This is a genomic window from Calditrichia bacterium (assembly GCA_020634975.1).
GTDB lineage: Bacteria > Calditrichota > Calditrichia > RBG-13-44-9 > J075 > JACKAQ01.
Window position 1 is genome coordinate 1 of the sequence record JACKAQ010000010.1, and the last position, 18,315, is coordinate 18,315.

The following is an 18,315-nucleotide window of genomic DNA, read 5'->3' on the forward strand; positions in this document are numbered from 1 at the left end:
TTTATCGGCTAAAAGCAGGTACTGCTGTCCAGTCGCGGAAGATGCTGCTGTTGAAATAATCGTATCTCAATATTCAATTGGTGAAATATTCAAACGGCGGAAATGGATGTCATTTCCGCCGTGTTTTTATATCCAAAATTCAACAAAATCCGGTTCCTGAATTCGGCTAATTGACAATTATCAATCCGAAATCATGGATAAATGCCAACCGAAAAGTATTGGATTTATGTGCAAAAAAATTTGCCTAACCACTGATCGGTGATGATAACAACCGTGCAGCAGTGGCTTTGGCATCCACCGCATTCCAGACGCCGGTTGCTGCCGTCGTTGCGGCAAATTCTGCAAAATCAGTTGCTTTTCTGCCCAATACTTTCTGGACATCGTTGGTGACAATCGAATTTTTGTCAACCAAAACTTCGGTGAACAGATATTCAACCAACCAGATATAATCTTCCGGCACATGGTTTTCCCTCAGCGCCGATGTGTATTCGTCCATCGAAATGGCGCTGAATTGGATGTTTCTGCCGGTTGCGGCTGCGATTTCCCGAGTAATTTGTTTGAACGTCAGTTGCCGGGGACCGGTCAGTTCGTAAATTTGCCCGGCATGTTGATCATCGAGCAGCGCAGCAACGGCAACATCGGCGATGTCATTTGTATCGACAAATGGAATCAACATATCGCCTTTTGGCAGTGCCACATGCCCGGCAATAATCGGGTCCAAAAAGAAGCTTTCGCTGAAATTCTGGAAGAACCAGCTTGCCCGGACAATCGTCCATTTTACGCCCGCATTCATGACGATTTGCTCACACAATTCCGCTTCTGTTTCCCCTTTTCCCGACAGCAAAACGATTTTCTGAATCCCGCTGTTAACTGCCAAGTCGGTAAACGCTGCGATTGCTTCTTTTGCGCCGGGAACAGCCAGGTCCGGCTGAAAGGTGATGTAAACCGCGTTCATCCCATTCAGCGCATCTGCCCATGTGGATGGATCGTTCCAGTCAAACGCTGGCGTTGCGTTTCGGGAACCGACCCGAACGCTGATGCCGCGATCGGTTAATCGCTCAACTACTTTTCTTCCCGTTTTTCCGGTGCCGCCGATGACCAATATTTTTGTATTTTCCATTAGAAATTCTCCTTTTGTATAAATGATTATTTTTCTGCGTGTCGCAAACACGCCATGATGAGTAATAAAAAAGATAGTGATGAACACAACGTTCGGATCATGTTCAGGGTGTTCCATTTATTTTCAAATCCCAGCCGGAAAGACGCCATTTGCTCCGCGCTCATCGATTCGATGACCAACGCTTCCAGCGTGTTGTTCAGCGGCACATTGCCGATAACGGTAACCGCCATAACGCCGGTCATGTATAAAATAGTTGCGGATAAAATGAGCCAGAATTCCACAGTAACCGGTGTGTCGTAATTCATGTAGGTGAGCAGCGGCAACAGTATCACCAGCCCCATAAAAAAAATGAAAAAGGCCGGATTCAGTATTGCCCGGTTCATCGATTGAAAGGCGCTTAAATAATTTGGATCGCTGATTTTTTTCAGTCCTGGCGTAACGGATATCGACCAGGCATAAAATAAGCCGGCCATTAGTCCCAGCGATAAAGTGCTAAGGATCAGAAGTATGGTTTTCACTGGTTTTGCCTCCATATTTAACGTTCAGGGCAAAACTAATGGCTTTTCAATCGATAAAATTGAACAAAACCGTCAAAATGATTTGAAAATAAATTGAAGTGGGGAGCGCCGTTCGATTGCGGCGCAAATTAAAGTTGGATGTGTTGCAAAAATTCTTTGGGGGTTTTTCCGGTATATCGTTTGAAGGAGCGGATAAAATGCGACTGATCGGCGAAGCCGTTATCGTAGCCGATTTCTGTTAAGTTCACATAATCCGCTTCGGTCATTTGCTCCATTGCGGAACGAAACTGAATGATTTTGGCAAATTGTTTGGGCGTTACGCCGATCTCTCTGAGAAAATGCCTTTCCAGCGTTCGTTCGGCAACGCATAGTTTATCGCGAAGTTCTTTGATGCTGATCGTCCCGCTCGATTTGAGGATGAGGTTGATCGCCAGTTTTATCCGGTAATCCGGATTGATCGATGCGTTTTTGAGCAACTCGTTAAAATACTCGGCGATCACTGCTTTCATGCTTTCCCAATCATCGAACTGCGCTAACTTATCCAACGTTTTTTGGGTGTTTACATTTTCCACTTGCCGGAGATCGTAACAATCGTCCATTAAAATTTGGGGATCAACGCCCAGTAAAATCCGCACCGCGAACGGATACAGCCGGATACAAAATAATTTGTAAGCACCTTTAACATCCAGCGTGATGGGCTCAACCGTTTGCCCGTATAAATAAAATTCCGACAACTTTTTCCCTCTGGGCATTTGGTAAAACGGATGGGTTGATTGCGAATACACAATTCCCGCAAAGCCATCGGCGTAAAACGGCAGCTTTTTTTCGGTGTGTAATTCGTCCGATTCCATTACAAAAATATCTTTTCCGAAAGGCTCGATATTTTTGTGCATTGTCAGTTGTTTCATAGCTTCCTCAATCCTAAAAAAATAAATGCCTCCGGTCATCAAATGCTAACCGAAGGCGTTGTTTCACATCTGATGTCCCGCTAAAATTAGCGGATCATAAACGATAATTTTTTGCTCGTCCAGTCGCCAACAGATTTGGGTTTGATCACTTCCGCGTTCCGCGATCCGCCCCACGCGAGATTGAGCAATTGGTCCATCGGTGATTTTGGTGCCGTCGGCACACTGCGGTAACCGCTTTGCGTCAGCGAAAAGAAATCGGTCGGCTGGGTTGTGGCGATCACTTTCAACACATTCAACCCTTGCGGTGGCGTAATGCGCATGTGATACGATTTGATATTTTCACCGGGCGGCATCGGGCTGTCCTGTGCGCCTTCCGCCGGGAATCGCAAATAAACCCCGCCATCCGTTGCCAAATCGAGCAAATAAACATGCACCGGTTGGGTCGATTTATTGGTGATGGTCAACTGAATAATGTTGCCCTCGTTCAATTCCATCAACCCTTCTTCGGTGGTTTCCAGCGCCAGCGGATTGATAATTTCCACGTCACCGAATGCGTCTTCCTCTGCTTTTTCCCAACGTTCAACCGTAAATTCGATGTTGAGCGATGATGCCTTGTTTTCCAGTTGCAGCACGTTCAATCGCCGGGCTTCTTTGGTGAGCACGTCCATCAGTTGATCGGTGGCGTCTGATGCTGCTGCATCAATTTTTTTCAGCGGAAACTGATCGGGACGTTCCAGCACCATCGAGCCGCCATCGAGAAAAACACGGATGTCGTATCGCTCGTTCGCTGCAACAGATTTGATCAAATCTTCGCGATTGCTGTGTTTTTCCACCGCGGATTTAACTTTGGTGTTGATCGCCGCATTTCCCGCCAGATCAAACAATACCGGCATTCGCAGATCGCCGTATTGATGGGCGATTTCGAACGCTGCGGCATTTTTGGGAATATCGCCGCTGCGTTCCAGCACTTTCGCTGCCGCCTGAAACGGCTTCAGAGCGGTGATCTCAATTTTGCCCAACAAATTGCTTTCCTGATCTGTGGAAGTGGTGCCGGGTTTGTAAACCGCATAAATCGAACCGACAGTTACGCCGTGCGCCTGACCGGCGTTGAGCACCACTTTTTCGGCGTTATTATCGCTGGTAATTTCCACAAATCGTTCAATTTTGCCCAAATTGCCAAACAATTGCGCGTCACGGCGCGAGCCTTCGATTTGGGGATTTTGGGTGGAAAATTCCGCGTTCACTTTGGTGTAAACATCATACATCATTGCACGATAGGTGATGTTCGGGTTGGTGCGGATCACCTCGTTGATCGCCGAGGTCATCGCGCCGTGCCCGTTGTGTTCGTAAGCATATTCTTTATCTTTACATGCGGAAACCAGCACGTAATTCAAATTTGGCGGCAGAAACCCGGTGCGTCCGTCGTTAGCGTTGGCATTCGGAACAGCGCGTTCTTCGCCGATGGACGGCGCCAAACGCGGCACTGCGGTTGCCGGAGTGGCATCTTCGCCGCGAAAGCCGGAGCCGGAACTGCAGCAATCGAGGATGATGGTCACATTGTCACTTTTTTGGGTGAGTTGGGTGAGCAATTGCTCCAGTTCGTCGTCGCGAATATCGCTGACTTTGCCGGCGGGATCGCGGCTGTCGTGCGTGACCAGTGTTTCGTCCATGCCGTCGGATTCGTCGCTGTTATCATCCGTCGTTCGCGAACCGTGACCGCTAAAATAGAATAAAATCTGGCTGTCTTTTGTGGCATTTTTGATCAGGAATTCCTCAAATTGCCCCAAAATATTGGCTTTTGTGGCGTCTTCGTCCAACAACATTTTGATATTCGAAGGCTGGTAACCGAACACATCTTTGATCAGATTTTCCATCATCAGCGCATCGTTTACACAGCCTTTCAACTGGAATTTCGCCGGTAAATTCGGATATTTGTTGATGCCAACGATCAGTGCAAAATTGTTGTTGCTATTCCCCGGCGCAGCTGATTCGGTGTTCGATACCGTTGTTGTTGCAGCGGCGGGTGCAGCAGTTGAGGCATCCTTCTTTTCGGACGCACTGTTGCCACAGCTCAACAGCGAAAGCATCAAAATAAATATAAACAATGGCTTAAATGGATTCATTTGCGGCTCCTGAGTAATTGTTAATTCCGGTTACTTGCCCACTTTTACGATACGCATGGTGGTTTCCCAATCCTGCTGATTGACCAGCCGGTAATCGCCCCGGGAAACGCCCTGCATCGCCTGACCGAACAATTGACTGAGCGGATCGGCGGGCACTTCGTCCACGCTTTTGATGGCTTCGCTGGCCAGCATGTGAAAATCAACCGGTGTTTTGGTGGCGAATACTTTGTACACATCAGTGCTGGCATTTTTGCCATCGGGCACTTTGGCGCGGAGCATCACGTTTATTTCACGACCCTTTTCCAACCGTTCGTTGCTGCCGCGTTCGTATGGGAAAACCACGTTCACGGTGCCGTCGTTGGAGAGCACTGCGAGATAAATATACAGCGGCTTGTCTGAGGAGTTGGTGATTTTCGCGGTGACGATTTCGCCGCTGCGAACATCCGCATCCGATTGATCGATGTTCGCGAAAACGTTGCGGGAATTGCCTTCTTCGCCGGTCAAAATTTCCAGTTTGATGCGGTTCTGCGATGCCGGATTATCAATCGACAGTGTGTTGAACCACTTTGCCCATTGGCTCATGCGCGTTTCCATTTTCGGCAGATTTTCGGCGGTCGCCGGAAGGGGCGGGGAGAGTTCGCTGCCGTCACCGGAAATCCAGTGGATGTTGCCGTCTTTTTCTTCCAGCAAAATATGGTAGCCGTTTTCGGAATCGAGTGCTTTCAGATAGGATTGATTCGCGAGCTTTGTTTTCAACTGTTGCAACACCGGCGAACTGCCCGCATTTTTGAAATACACCCGCAGCGCCAGATTGGGATAATTTTGCTCTGTGACGATCGCGCGGGAATTATCCGCGATTTTTGCGCCGGAAATGCGCTCGCCTTCGGCGTAATAGCCTTCCACTTTTTTGAGTTTGAATGTGGCGGTGGCGGTACTCAAATCGTCAAAATTTTTGGTGCCGGGAGGGAAAACCGCAACCGTGCTGCCAACCGTCAATCCGGAAAGTTGTCCGGCATCCAGTCGTACGCCTTTGCTGCCCACCGGTTGCGCCAAAATGTAGCTTTGGGCGACACTTGATCCGTCGTTGAACACAAAATTATCGAGTGTGGTGCCTTCAATTTGCGGTTCCTGATTGGGGAAGTAGAGCTGCACACTGCCGCGAACTTTGTCCATTACATCGCGATAAGTGACACCCTCCGGTGAGTTACGAATGGCGTCGGTCAAGAAATGAGTGAGTGCGCCCTGTTCCTGTCCGCTGGATTTCAAATATTCAAAAGCGGTTTGTTTGGCGAGACATGCGGAAATCAGCACATAATTTACGTTCGCCGGACGCAGGTCATTTTTGCCTTCCGGCATGCCGCGAGTGGCCGCGCTTGCCGGTTGTGCCGGCGGCGTGCGCAAATCCGCTTCCACATATCGCGAATTCCCCGAGCCGCGCGAAATGGTGCCGGAGTGGCAGCTATCAAAAATATAGCTGACGTTTTTGCATTTTGCGGAAAGCCCCATCAACAATTCATTGAGCTGATCATCGCTGATGTCAAAGGTTGTCCCTTCGGGATCGCGGCTGTCATAAGGCACGATGGTTTCGTCCCAACCGTCCGGCTCGTCGCCGTTTTCTTCATCTTTCATCATTGAGCCATGTCCGCTGTAATGAAAAACGATGATGTCGTCACGCTGCGCCTGATCGATCAGATGGGTTTTGAACGCATCGATAATGCCCTGATGGGTTGCCCGTTCATTGGTCAAAATGCGGATGTTGCTCTGCGGAAACTGGAATTTGCTGACCAGCAGATTTTCCATATCTTTCACATCATTCACGCAGCCGGAAAGTGATGACACGCGATCGGGATATTTGTAATTATCGATGCCCACCAGCAGCGCAAATTTCTGCGGTTCGCGGGTCGGTTCGGGATAATCATGCTGAATCGGCTCGATATTGCCGGTATCCGGCGTGCTGTTTTGCGGCGGCGGCGCATCTTTGGAACATGCAACCAGCAGCAGCGAAACCGTAATTATTGAGAACATTAATCGCTGATGGATCTTCATAATTTATCCTTTTTGGGGAGGTGGAAATCAGTTTTGCCGGAAAGGCGCAAAGTCCGCAAAGTCGAACCAAATCAATCTAACTTTGCGTTTTTTGCGCCTTTGCGGCGATTGTTCAAAAATTTCAATTGGCGTTATTGGCGATGATGACACCGACAAACACACCGGCGGTAAAACCGAGCGGATATGATAAGCTGCGAAATAATTTGGTATACCACGGGTCAGATAAAATTTCCGATTTGGTTTTATACAGATCGCCGCGTTCGCGAAGCGCATCATTCATTTCTTCCAAAACGGCAATTTTTTGATCTTTGATGCCCAGCGCCGTTTCCATTTCGCCGATGAGCTGGTTGTTCAATTCCGCCTGTTTGCGGTAACCGCTGAGGGTTTGCTCCAGCGCCGGAACCAGCCGGATTTTCTGGGCGTAATCGTTAATCCATTTTCCGGTGAGCAAAAATCCCGCCGTGCCGTTGCCATCGGAAACGCGATAGGTTTGATCCGCCCGCAGCAAGAAATCAACCCGTAAAATGGTCGGTGTTGGCACTTCGTCCAAACCGCGCGAGAGCGGTTCGTCCATCGGCAGCGAATCCAGCGAGCCACGGGATGTTGAATCGCTGAGCAATTTACGCAACTGTTCATCGTTGCGACGCAACTGCTCTTTTAACCGCGAATCGATATCGCGAGTGGTCGGCAGATCAGTTCCCTGGGCCACCGCCAAGTTGCCCCAACACACCACGACCAGAATCCAGACTGTCCAGCGTGCCGCGCGTGAAATTTGCCAAAAAGTCGATATCGCTATCGATATTGGGAATAGATTCTTTGATTTCATCCAGATTGCCCTCGCCTTCGTTAATTAATTCCTGAACACCTGTGAGCTTGTTTTTCAATTCTGCAATCTTTTGCAGGCTCATTTTTTCCCGTTTGGTGATGTCCTCGTATTGCTGGCTCAACATTTCGATCTGCTTTTCTTTCTGATCGATCATTGCCTGCAACTCTTTGAGCATTCGCGCTTTATCGCTAAAAAAGCTCTGGTAAACCGAGTTCCCGACAGCCAAAACAGCTACTATTGTGATAATTTTTCCGATCGTCGTTTGCAAAAATCCAGACATGTGTTCTCCTCCGGCATATTAAAATGTTATGTGAAAAACCAAAAAATGCGGTGCGGCAAGTCAATTGCAATTAATCGTCTTCCATTACCAAACGATATTGCAACGGTATGTATTTTTTGAGTTTAGCCCATGTCCATGGACGTTTGACGACTTTCCCTTTTCCGCCGCTGGCTTCGTAAACCACCGGCAAACCTTCGGCGTTGTATTCTGCAAATAAAATAATATGATCCCCGGCTTTGTTGAACACATCGCCCGGTTTCATATCCGTGAACCAATTGTATTTCGGTTTTGCGGCGATCGCCCGGATGGTGCTGGTGCCGTATTTCTGCGGCTGATTCCAGCAGTAGCTCACAAAACCGGAACAATCCAGACCGGTGGTGCAGGAGGTGACGCCGTGTTTGCTGTGCGATCCGGCAGCCTGACCTTCGGCAATTTTGCGATCAAATTGTTCCGGGTGATCGAATCCGCCCCAATCGTATGGAATGCCGGTAACATTTTCACCGGCTTTGAAATCGGACGCATACGGTTTGCTCTGCGGACAACTGGCAACTGTGTTTTTTTGCTGGCATGTCCAGTTGTGAAAAGCCGCGGCTTTGGCGCGCTCGATCATTTCTGCGCGGGTGATCGGTTTCAGTTTTGCCGCCGACTGATCGTTTTGTGCTAGCGTGGTTAAACCGATAGCAATCAATAAGATAAGCAAATAATATCGCTGTTGGATTCGCATGGCAATTCCTGTTTGTTGGGTGATTTTCGATGAAATTACGGCTGCTTAACATCCCACACTTGGATGCGCAATGTTTCCGTTCCCGGCGACATTTGATACAATTTGCCGTTGCTCAACCGGAATTCGTCATCCGGGAAAACGTGGTGAACTTCATCCAGTCCGGCGATATTCGCGGTCCATTTGCCGGATGCATCGTAGATTCGCATAAAGCGATGGACAGTAATCGGCACATTTCCGGAGGTCGTTTCCAGCAACACAAAGGTTTGCTCGCCCATCGTCCCGATCAACTGAACGGAGATCAGAAACAGCGAATCATTTTCGAAAGTCACCGTAATTGGCGATTTACCATCCGGCGAAACCGTGCCGCTGTTGCGGTCATTCAATTTGGCGTTGCGATGTTTTTCGAATCGGGCAATCTGTTGGGCGTCAGTCGTTTGCGCCGGATCTGCGCTGCCGCTCACGATATAATAATCTTCCGTGCCGCGCCGCTCGATCAAAATGTCACCCGGTGCATCCAGCAATTGCAGTCGTGTTGGGGCAAAATCCATTGTTTTCTCACTGGTAAAAGCGCCGTTCGCATCGTAAAACACAATCCGGGATTGCAGCGGATCGGTGATCACAAAACCGCCGTCGGGTGATACGTCAAAACTGGTGGGTCCGTCCGGCAGCTCGTCTTCGTATCCGGGCGTTACAGCCAATGCGCCGGGATTTTCCGATAGCATCGTTTCTGCGTTGGGGGCGTCCACATTTTGCAGCGGAATTTCGATAACTTTAGCAACGTCAATGGCGGTAGCCGGTGGCGTTTTGCCGGGATCGCAGCCCATAATATTCACCAAAATGACCAGCATAAATGATGAAATAATTTTATTCATAAAAAAATCCTCAGCATTGGGATGAGCGGTTTCCGCTGAATGTTATCAATTCCGTTTGATAATCCTAATCAAATTTTGCGGTAGTAATTCGTTGAACCACAGAGATTTACAGCTTGTTTGAAAAGTAAAATTTACTGTTTTTGAATCCAGTTAACGACAATCGAGAGATGGAAATATGCAGTTGTTATTTGTTGACCTAAAATTAACGAAAAGAAACAATATATCAAATAGTATGGCAGACAATTTAGAAAATAACTAAGTCACGGGATGTTGGTAACATACTTCGATAGCAACGTTTTGAATTGCTGGTTATTGTGCAACGGTTTCCAACTGGGTTCGATCAATAATTTGTTCACTGAAAGGCGGGAGGGATTCTCCAGTAAAATAGAAATCAGCCGGGTAGCCATTACAAAATTCCCTGTTTTTACGTTAATCCATGCCAGAATTTCCAAAATCAGCGCGCCGGTGATTGCATCCGTTTCGATCGGCAACAGGGCAACGGCTTTGTCGCCTGCCTGAATTGCGGCAGCTTTTTCGCCCAATCCCGCAAATGCAAGTCCCAATCCGGCTTGAAAAACAGCGGATTCCGGAAACTGTTCAGCGTAAAATGCGAATCGGGTTTTGGCGGTGTCGTAATTTGCGATTGCCATTGCCGGTTGTTTCATGAGCGAATAGGTTTCGGCTTTATCGAGATAATAAAACAGGGAATCGTATTGGATTGACAAATGTTGCAGCGCCGTTTGGTAATTGCCGTCAATTTTTTCGAGATATGTCCACAAATTGACCAGCTTTACCGGAGCAACAAATTCGGCTGCCTGCTCCACAACCAGCCGTGCCATTTGGGTGTTACCATCGCGACTGACACACAGCTCAACTTTGCCGGAATATGCTTTGTCGATGTCCGGTTCCAGCGCAATTGCGCGATTTAGGTAGCGTTCAGCATCGTTGTAACGGCGCATCAGGTTGAGCGTATTTCCCAAATCAAACATGATGTCATAGTTGCGCGGATTGAGGGTTGCGGCGCTTTCGAGCTGCTTTACGGCATTTTCCCATTCGCCCTGCCGGCGATAAATATAGCCCGTCGCTGCGATCGCCTCAACGTTGTTGGGATAGCGTTTTTGCACCGTTTCAAATTCGCGGAGTGCTTTTTTGTAATCGCGACTGCCCCAATAATAATAAAATCCCTGCGCGAGATGTGTTTCCGCCAGATCGGGCGCCATTTTCGCGGCTTTTTCCACCGATTGTTTGGCCTGCTCGATGTATTCGGTTTTGCCAAAATTCCACGCCAGCCACATTTGCTCTTTGGCGAGCGCGGCAATTGCGACCGCAAAATCCGGATCGGCGGCAATTGCTTTTTCGAACATTTCCACCGCGTTTTGGGCTTCGCTCAACAGCGCATCGCGAGCCGCGAAATCGTTGCCGCGTAAATAAAAATCGTATGCTTCCAGATTGTCCGTTGCCTGCCGGGCAATCGCCTGGCGCTCCGGCGCGAGCAAGGTTATGTCCAGCGCTTTCGCCACATTTTCCGAGATGTCGGTTTGCAGTTGGAACACCTCAGCCATCTGCTCATCAAACGTTTCTGTCCAAATGAGTGTTTCATCCGAAACCCGGATGAGGTGCGGGGTGATCCGCACCCGTTCGACCGATTCACCGGTAGCTTCGCGCTGAACCGTGCCGTCGAGAATAAAATCTACCCCCAATTCTTCGCCGATTTGCCGGGTGGTTTTGCCGCTGTCGCGATATTTGTTAGCGCTTTGCCGGGAAATTACGCCGATTCCGGCGATGCTGGCCAGCCGGGTCGTGATTGCGTTGGTGATGCCCGCTGCAAAATAATCATTTTCCGGGCTGCCATAATTCTCGAACGGCATGACCGCCAGCATTTTTCGTTGAATAGGATCGCGCGGCGTCGGTTTTAGCCAAAACACGATAATAAAAATCGCAAAGAAAATCACCCCCAACAGCGCAGCCGCAAAAATGATGTGGCGTTTCGGTTTTGGCGATTGACCAGCTAAAACCGGGATTTCAGCGTCGATTTCAGGGGTAGGGGAGATCGTTTTTTCTGTGGTGCAGTCGAGCTCGGCTACCAGATCTCTGGTGCTCGCATAGCGATCTTCGGGTGATTTTTCCAGACATTTGGAAATTGCCGACGCCAGGTTTTCCGGCACATCATCGCGATAATCAGTGAGCGATGGCACCGGTTCGGACAAAATCGAATACATCAGCGCCTGGGCGTATTCATCGCGGAATGGCAGCTCGCCGGTGAGCATTTCGAACATCACCACGCCCATCGCCCAAATATCCGCCCGGTGATCGACTTCCGCACTTTGTATCTGCTCCGGCGACATATACGCCAGCGTGCCGAGGATGCTGCCAGCTTGCGTAATTTCGTTGCTTCCGGGAATTTTTGCCAATCCGAAATCGAGGATTTTCACCTGCCCTTCGCCGGTCAGCATGATGTTGGCGGATTTAATATCGCGATGAATTATATCTTTGGAATGCGCCGCATGCAAGCCGTCGGCAATTTGCCGGGAGATGTCGATCACCTGCTCAACCGGCAGTTGCGATTGGCTGATCAACGATTTCAGCTCCTGCCCGTCCACATATTCCATTACAATAAATATCTGCTGTTCAAATTCTTCGATGGTGTAAATGGTGGCAATATTGGCGTGATTTAACGCAGCAGCAGCTTTCGCTTCCCGTTTGAAACGTTCCCGCTGTTCATCGTCGGCTGCAACCGTTGTCGGTAAAAATTTGATGGCAACTTTCCGGTCCAGTTTTACATCCTCGGCAAGATACAGCACGCCCATGCCGCCCTGGCCCAGTTTTTGGACAATTTTATAATGTAAAATGGTTTTGCCGATCATCCCTAACACTCAAAATAATGCGCAGAAAAAGTCAATTTGTGATTATCCGATAGCTCCAAAAAATAACCAAATTGTTTGAGTTTAACAAAAAAATCTTAAAATCTGCTAAAAATGTGCTATCCAAATATTGCATCACTCTAAAATTATGGGTAAACTTGTGCATCAAAATCACTTACGCCAACATTTTCGCAGCGAAATTGCGAAATTTTGTTTCCCTGTTCAGCATCAATTTTTTTTCAACACGTATTTCACCGAAAAATTTGTTTTAAAATGATACAACCAGAGGTCAGCTATGTTAGGTTTAAAAAGGTTCGACATTAAATGTTTGATCAACATATTCATAGTGGTAACCCTAATTCAAGGCAGTGCGCTGTTGGCACAGGATGGTAGCGTTATTGCACATTTTTTGAACCGATCATCGAAAATTCTGGATTACTTTTGGGTGGATGAAAGCGGCAATGAAACCAAATATGGCTCAATAAATATCGGTGGATTTATTGACCAGGAAACATATCCGGGACATCTGTGGCGGTTTAAATCCGGTAATCAAATAATGGGTGAGTATATTACCGGTTCAGAAGAAGAACCGATGTATATGATAACAAATCCGGATGCCAAACTTCTCCAATTCGAAGATTTTACAGCAACTTACAATCCTGAAGCAATGACCCAAATACCTTATGGATTTACCACAGAATATCTTCCGCAAACGTTTTGGAGCAAAGATGAAGTTTACGATTTGACCACTGCAGAATCGGCAACCATCGAGTTTTATGTGATGTGCTCAGATACCGCTCAGGAAATTCTCGTCGCATTATCGCAAACCCGCAAACCATACGGTGATCCCGAAGCTGATGCGCTGACATTCCGGTTCCGCCCGGAATTGCTGGATATTTGGGTTCGCTCAAAATTTTATGACAATTGGGTCGATTACGATGATCTTGATGTTGATGACATCAGCATGGGGACCAATTTCTGGCAGAAATACCGGATCGAAATCAGTAAAACCGCACTTCGGGTTGCAATCGATGATAAGTATTTGATAAAAGCTGACTTAACAAATATCGATTTCCCGTTAAAAGGCTATTTTGGTTTCGATATTTTTGGAAAACAGGGTTATGAACATACGACCATTGGATACATGGGCGTGTTGATTGAACATCACGGAAAAGCAGCCCCAGTCGCTACACAGCCGGCAGAAACCCAACAACCGGCTGCCGGGGAGCAACCCGCATCCACCGGCACGCGCGGCGCGGAAGTGCTTACCGCAACGCTGCCTGATGCAACGCTGGATAAACCCGGAAAATATTATGCCATTGTTATCGCCGTACAGGATTATGAAGATGGCGGACCAAACGATCTCGATTATCCGATTCAGGATGCCCAACGGGTTATCAACACGCTGACGCAATTTTACACGTTTGATATGGAAAATATTACTTTTCTGCAGAATCCCAAAAAAGACCAGATTACAGACGTGTTTGACCGGCATCTGGATAAAATTACCCCAAATGATAACCTGCTGATTTTTTACGCCGGTCACGGCTATTGGGATGAGCGGATGAATCAGGGATTTTGGCTGCCCGCAGATGCAGAGAAAAACAGGCGATCGCGCTGGTTGTCCAACGGCACGATCCGCGATTACATCAACGGTATTCGCACCCGCCACACGCTGCTGGTGACGGATGCATGTTTTAGCGGCGGAATTTTCAAAACCCGCGCTGCGTTCAACGATGCGGATCGTTCCACCAACGAGCTGTATAAATTACCCAGCCGCAAAGCCCTCACCAGCGGAACGCTGAAAGAAGTGCCGGACAAAAGTGTATTCGTCAAATATTTGTTGAAAAAGCTGGAAGAAAATACGGATAATTACCTTTCGAGCCAGGCGTTGTACACCCAGATTCGCGGACCGGTGACAAACAATAGTCCCAATGCGCAAGTCCCGGTATTCGGTGTGATCCGCGAAACCGGCGACGAAGACGGTGAGTTCATTTTCGTTCGCCGAAAATAATTAATTGATAATTTTTTTGCCACGGAAACACAAGGTTCACTGAGTTTTCAGGAAGTTTGGAAACGGACAAACATTTTTAGTTCGGTGTATTAAACAATTATCAACGTTTCTCAACTGTTTAATTCTGTGGCTCTGTGGCAAATGATTGCAAAACAATAACCTATGCGAAATTATCTTTCGTGGCTGGAAAAAATAGACAGCCGCTTGCTTATTTTTGTAGTGCTCATTTGCAACAACCTCGCTTTTCCGCTTTCCGGCGGAGAAGAGCAATATTTGCAATACGCCAAACAGTGGTTTCAGCCGGAGTGGATTCCCGGTTCGTTTACGCTAACCGAATTTGCCGGACCGCGCCTGATTTTCCAGATCATCTGCGGATTTTTTCTCCAGTTTATTTCAATTGAGTGGTTTGCGATGATCGCGCGAGTTGTCGCATTTGCCCTGTTTGCCTTCCCGCTGGCGCGATTGTTCCGGCAACTCACTCTCTCTAACGCCTATATTTTTATCATCCTGCAAATTTTTCTGGTCACCGACCAAAGCCTGTTTGCCCGCGAATGGATGTTCCGCACCTTCGAGCCGAAAGTTCTGGCATATGTTTGCCTCTTTTGGGGATTGACCGATTTTTTGGATAAAAAATACATCCGCTGGGCGATGTGGCTGGTTGCGGCAAGCTATTTTCACGTGCTCGTTGGCGGCTGGTTTTTCGCTACCGGGATGATTTATTTGTTGCTGAACAATCGCGATTGGCGGCAAATTGCCAAGCTGTCTGCGGTTTTTGTGCTGCCGTTGTTGCCGTTTATCATCTATCTGGTGAACGGCGTTTTTCTCAATCAGCCGCAGGTTGGCAGCGCTTTAAACCTAAACTGGGTGTATGTGTATTACCGGCTATCACATCACCTCGGGATTTTCGATTCATGGAAATTTTTTGCGGATAAACACTTGACTGGCGTATTGCTCAGCGCCATTTGGCTGGCTGTGTGCGTCGTTTTGCTGCGAAAATCGCTGCCGGATTATTTGCGATTGCTGATCCATTTTATCATCATCATTTTGGCGATCAATTTGCTGTTTGTCGGCGTTGCCGCGCTGGATGCTTTTGTGTTCGCCAAAAGCGGCGGGTTCGGGTTGAAATTTTACCCGTTTCGCCAAAGCACGTTGGCGATGTTCTTTTTATTTCTGCTCATCGCTGCATTTTCTGAATGGCTACTTATCGAAAAAAAGTGGTTCGAATCAATCAAAACAGTGATGTTGATCGCTGTTTTTGGGTTGTTTGTTTCGCAAACGATCAGCGTCGTAAAGCACAATATTCAATACTTTAAGGGCGATTCCGCATATTCGAAAATGATCGATTTTGTTCATGAAAAAACAACGTTCGACGAACAGTTTATTCTCATTGACTTGGGCAATTTCCAGAGCCCGCCGGAATACATGAGTTTTTCCCGGCGTACCCAACGCGAAAATTTTGTGGTGTTCAAATTTGTGCCCGCCGGAACCGCAAAACTGGCGGAATGGTACGAACGCAATCAGGTGCTGGAAATTATCGCAAAAGATGCATCGCAGCTTGTCCCGTTGATGCGAAAATACGGTATCGATTACGTCATTGCCCCGCACACCATCGAAGATGCTGATCTGGCAAATGTTTTTCAAAATGAGAAATACTGGGTGTATCGGGAACGATAATACAGCAGGAGAATCCTGCCTTCGCAGGAAAGACATGTATTGTTCAAAATTTCTGAATTTGCTACTGAATAAATCCAATCAAATTCATATATTTCAACTTATTCAAATACCAAAACCGGCGAAGCGATGGGGGCATTGATGAGCCAATTTCCTGATTTTGCAAATATGGAACTGGATTTAACCGCAGCAAAAGCGGATCTGGCGGCATGGGAACAGCGATTTACCGAGGAAACCGGCAAATCACCCGACCAAACCCGCTGGATGACCCATGAACAAATTCCCGTCAAACCGCTATATACCGCCAACGATCTCCGCGAAGCGAAACACCTCGGTTACACCGCCGGAATCCCGCCGTATTTACGCGGCCCATACGCCACGATGTATGTGATGCGCCCGTGGACCGTGCGCCAATATGCCGGATTTTCCACTGCGGAAGAGAGCAACGCGTTTTATCGCCGGAATCTGGCTGCCGGGCAAAAAGGGCTTTCGGTGGCGTTCGATCTGGCGACACATCGCGGTTACGACAGCGATCACCCACGGGTGGTCGGCGATGTCGGCAAAGCCGGTGTGGCAATCGACAGCATTCTCGATATGAAAATCCTGTTCGACAGTATTCCGCTGAAAGACATCTCCGTTTCGATGACGATGAATGGTGCAGTTTTGCCGGTGATGGCTTTTTACATCGTCACAGCGTTGGAGCAGGGCGCAAAGATGGCACAGCTCGCCGGAACCATCCAGAATGACATCCTAAAAGAATATATGGTGCGCAATACTTACATTTACCCACCCGAACAGTCGATGCGCATCATCGCCGATATTTTTGAATTTACTTCGCAGCACATGCCCAAATTCAACAGCATCAGCATTTCCGGCTACCACATGCAGGAAGCCGGGGCGCCGGCGGATCTCGAAATGGCTTACACCCTCGCTGACGGATTGGAATATGTCCGCACCGGATTGAAAGCGGGCATCGATATTGATTCTTTTGCGCCGCGACTCTCGTTTTTCTGGGGCGTCGGGATGAATTATTTTATGGAGATCGCCAAAATGCGCGCAGCGCGGGTGATCTGGGCATCGCTGATAAAACCGTTCAATCCCAAAAGTGAAAAATCTATGGCGCTGCGAACCCATTCGCAAACCTCGGGTTGGAGCCTCACCGAGCAGGACCCGTTCAATAATGTGACCCGAACCTGCATCGAGGCGATGGCGGCGGCACTCGGGCATACCCAATCGCTGCACACCAATTCGCTGGACGAAGCGATAGCCCTGCCGACAGATTTTTCCGCGCGAATCGCCCGGAATACGCAGCTCTTTTTGCAGGATGAAACCGGCATCTGCAACGTGATCGACCCGTGGGGCGGATCGTATTATGTGGAATCGCTGACCCACGAGCTGCTCAAAAAAGGTTGGGCGCATATTCAGGAAATCGAATCGCTGGGCGGAATGGCGAAGGCGATTGAAACCGGTGTGCCGAAAATGCGCATCGAGGAAGCCGCCGCGCGCCGTCAGGCGATGATTGATGCGGGAAAAGAAGTGATCATCGGAGTGAACAAATACCGGTTGGAAAAAGAAGCGCCGATCGACATTCTGGAAGTGGATAACTCTGCGGTTCGGGAATCTCAAATTGCGCGATTGCAGAAATTGCGTGCAGAGCGCGATGACGCGAAAGTGCAGGCTGCGTTGAACGCCATCACCAAATGTGCGGAAACCGGCGAGGGAAATTTGCTGGCACTGTCCGTTGAAGCTGCGAAAGTGCGCGCATCGCTCGGCGAAATTTCCGATGCGATGGAAAAAGTATTCGGTCGCCACACCGCAACCATCCGCTCGATTACCGGCGTTTACAGCAGCGCATTCGGAGAAAATATGCAAGTTGAAAAAGTTCGCAAAATGACCGACGATTTCGCCGAAAAAGAGGGACGCCGTCCGCGAATCATGATTGCCAAAATGGGGCAGGACGGGCACGATCGCGGCGCAAAAGTGATTGCCACTGCCTTCGCCGATCTCGGGTTTGACGTGGATATCGGCCCGCTGTTCCAAACGCCGGAAGAAACCGCCCGTCAGGCAGTGGAAAACGATGTGCACATCGTTGGGATGAGCTCGCTGGCAGCCGGACACAAAACGTTGCTGCCGCAACTGGTGGAAGCGTTGCGCAAACTGGGTCGCGAAGATATTATGGTGGTGATTGGCGGCGTGATTCCGTCGCAGGATTATCAATTTTTATTCGATCACGGCGCGTCCGCGATTTTTGGTCCCGGAACCGTGATCCCGGAAGCGGCGGAACAGGTGCTGATCGAGTTGTCCAAACGGGTGTTTGATTAAGCAGATTTGCAAATTTTCAATTAATGCCGG

General features: G+C 48.5%; 13 protein-coding genes. 3 read left to right on the top strand and 10 right to left on the bottom strand.

Features of this window, described 5'->3' with window-relative positions; genetic code table 11:
• Positions 1 to 244: 244 nt before the first annotated feature.
• The 10 genes from H6629_23830 to H6629_23875 form a co-directional block, all read right to left on the bottom strand.
• Entirely contained in the window at positions 245 to 1,120 is an 876-nt protein-coding gene (locus H6629_23830; protein ID MCB9070817.1) for an NAD(P)H-binding protein, read from the bottom strand.
• A gap of 26 nt (positions 1,121 to 1,146) precedes the next feature.
• A complete protein-coding gene (locus H6629_23835; protein MCB9070818.1) occupies positions 1,147 to 1,653 on the bottom strand; it encodes a DUF1772 domain-containing protein in 507 nt (168 codons plus the stop codon).
• Positions 1,654 to 1,766: 113 nt separating this feature from the next.
• On the bottom strand, positions 1,767 to 2,546 hold the full coding sequence (locus H6629_23840) for an AraC family transcriptional regulator (protein MCB9070819.1): 780 nt from the start codon (positions 2,544 to 2,546) through the stop codon (positions 1,767 to 1,769).
• 86 nt (positions 2,547 to 2,632) lie between these two features.
• Positions 2,633 to 4,669 carry a caspase family protein gene (locus tag H6629_23845; protein ID MCB9070820.1) on the bottom strand — a complete coding sequence of 679 codons (2,037 nt, stop codon included), beginning with the start codon at positions 4,667 to 4,669 and terminating at the stop codon, positions 2,633 to 2,635.
• A gap of 30 nt (positions 4,670 to 4,699) precedes the next feature.
• Positions 4,700 to 6,715: a caspase family protein gene (locus H6629_23850; protein ID MCB9070821.1), complete on the bottom strand. Its 2,016-nt coding sequence runs from the start codon at positions 6,713 to 6,715 to the stop codon at positions 4,700 to 4,702.
• Positions 6,716 to 6,836: 121 nt separating this feature from the next.
• Entirely contained in the window at positions 6,837 to 7,424 is a 588-nt protein-coding gene (locus H6629_23855; protein ID MCB9070822.1) for a hypothetical protein, read from the bottom strand.
• A complete protein-coding gene (locus H6629_23860) occupies positions 7,408 to 7,821 on the bottom strand; it encodes a hypothetical protein (GenBank protein ID MCB9070823.1) in 414 nt (137 codons plus the stop codon). Before H6629_23860 ends, H6629_23855 begins: the two co-directional genes overlap by 17 nt.
• A 70-nt stretch (positions 7,822 to 7,891) precedes the next feature.
• Positions 7,892 to 8,545 (bottom strand): hypothetical protein, encoded by a 654-nt coding sequence (locus H6629_23865; protein ID MCB9070824.1) that lies wholly within the window; start codon positions 8,543 to 8,545, stop codon positions 7,892 to 7,894.
• A gap of 35 nt (positions 8,546 to 8,580) precedes the next feature.
• Positions 8,581 to 9,417: a hypothetical protein gene (locus tag H6629_23870; protein ID MCB9070825.1), complete on the bottom strand. Its 837-nt coding sequence runs from the start codon at positions 9,415 to 9,417 to the stop codon at positions 8,581 to 8,583.
• Positions 9,418 to 9,677: 260 nt separating this feature from the next.
• A complete protein-coding gene (locus tag H6629_23875) occupies positions 9,678 to 12,281 on the bottom strand; it encodes a protein kinase (GenBank protein ID MCB9070826.1) in 2,604 nt (867 codons plus the stop codon).
• A gap of 406 nt (positions 12,282 to 12,687) precedes the next feature.
• Between H6629_23875 and H6629_23880 the strand changes: the two genes are divergently transcribed.
• From H6629_23880 to scpA, 3 genes are all read left to right on the top strand, one after another.
• On the top strand, positions 12,688 to 14,292 hold the full coding sequence (locus tag H6629_23880) for a caspase family protein (protein MCB9070827.1): 1,605 nt from the start codon (positions 12,688 to 12,690) through the stop codon (positions 14,290 to 14,292).
• A gap of 162 nt (positions 14,293 to 14,454) precedes the next feature.
• Positions 14,455 to 15,966: a hypothetical protein gene (locus H6629_23885; GenBank protein MCB9070828.1), complete on the top strand. Its 1,512-nt coding sequence runs from the start codon at positions 14,455 to 14,457 to the stop codon at positions 15,964 to 15,966.
• Positions 15,967 to 16,104: 138 nt separating this feature from the next.
• Entirely contained in the window at positions 16,105 to 18,285 is a 2,181-nt protein-coding gene (scpA, locus tag H6629_23890) for a methylmalonyl-CoA mutase (protein MCB9070829.1), read from the top strand.
• The last annotated feature ends 30 nt before the right edge of the window (positions 18,286 to 18,315 follow it).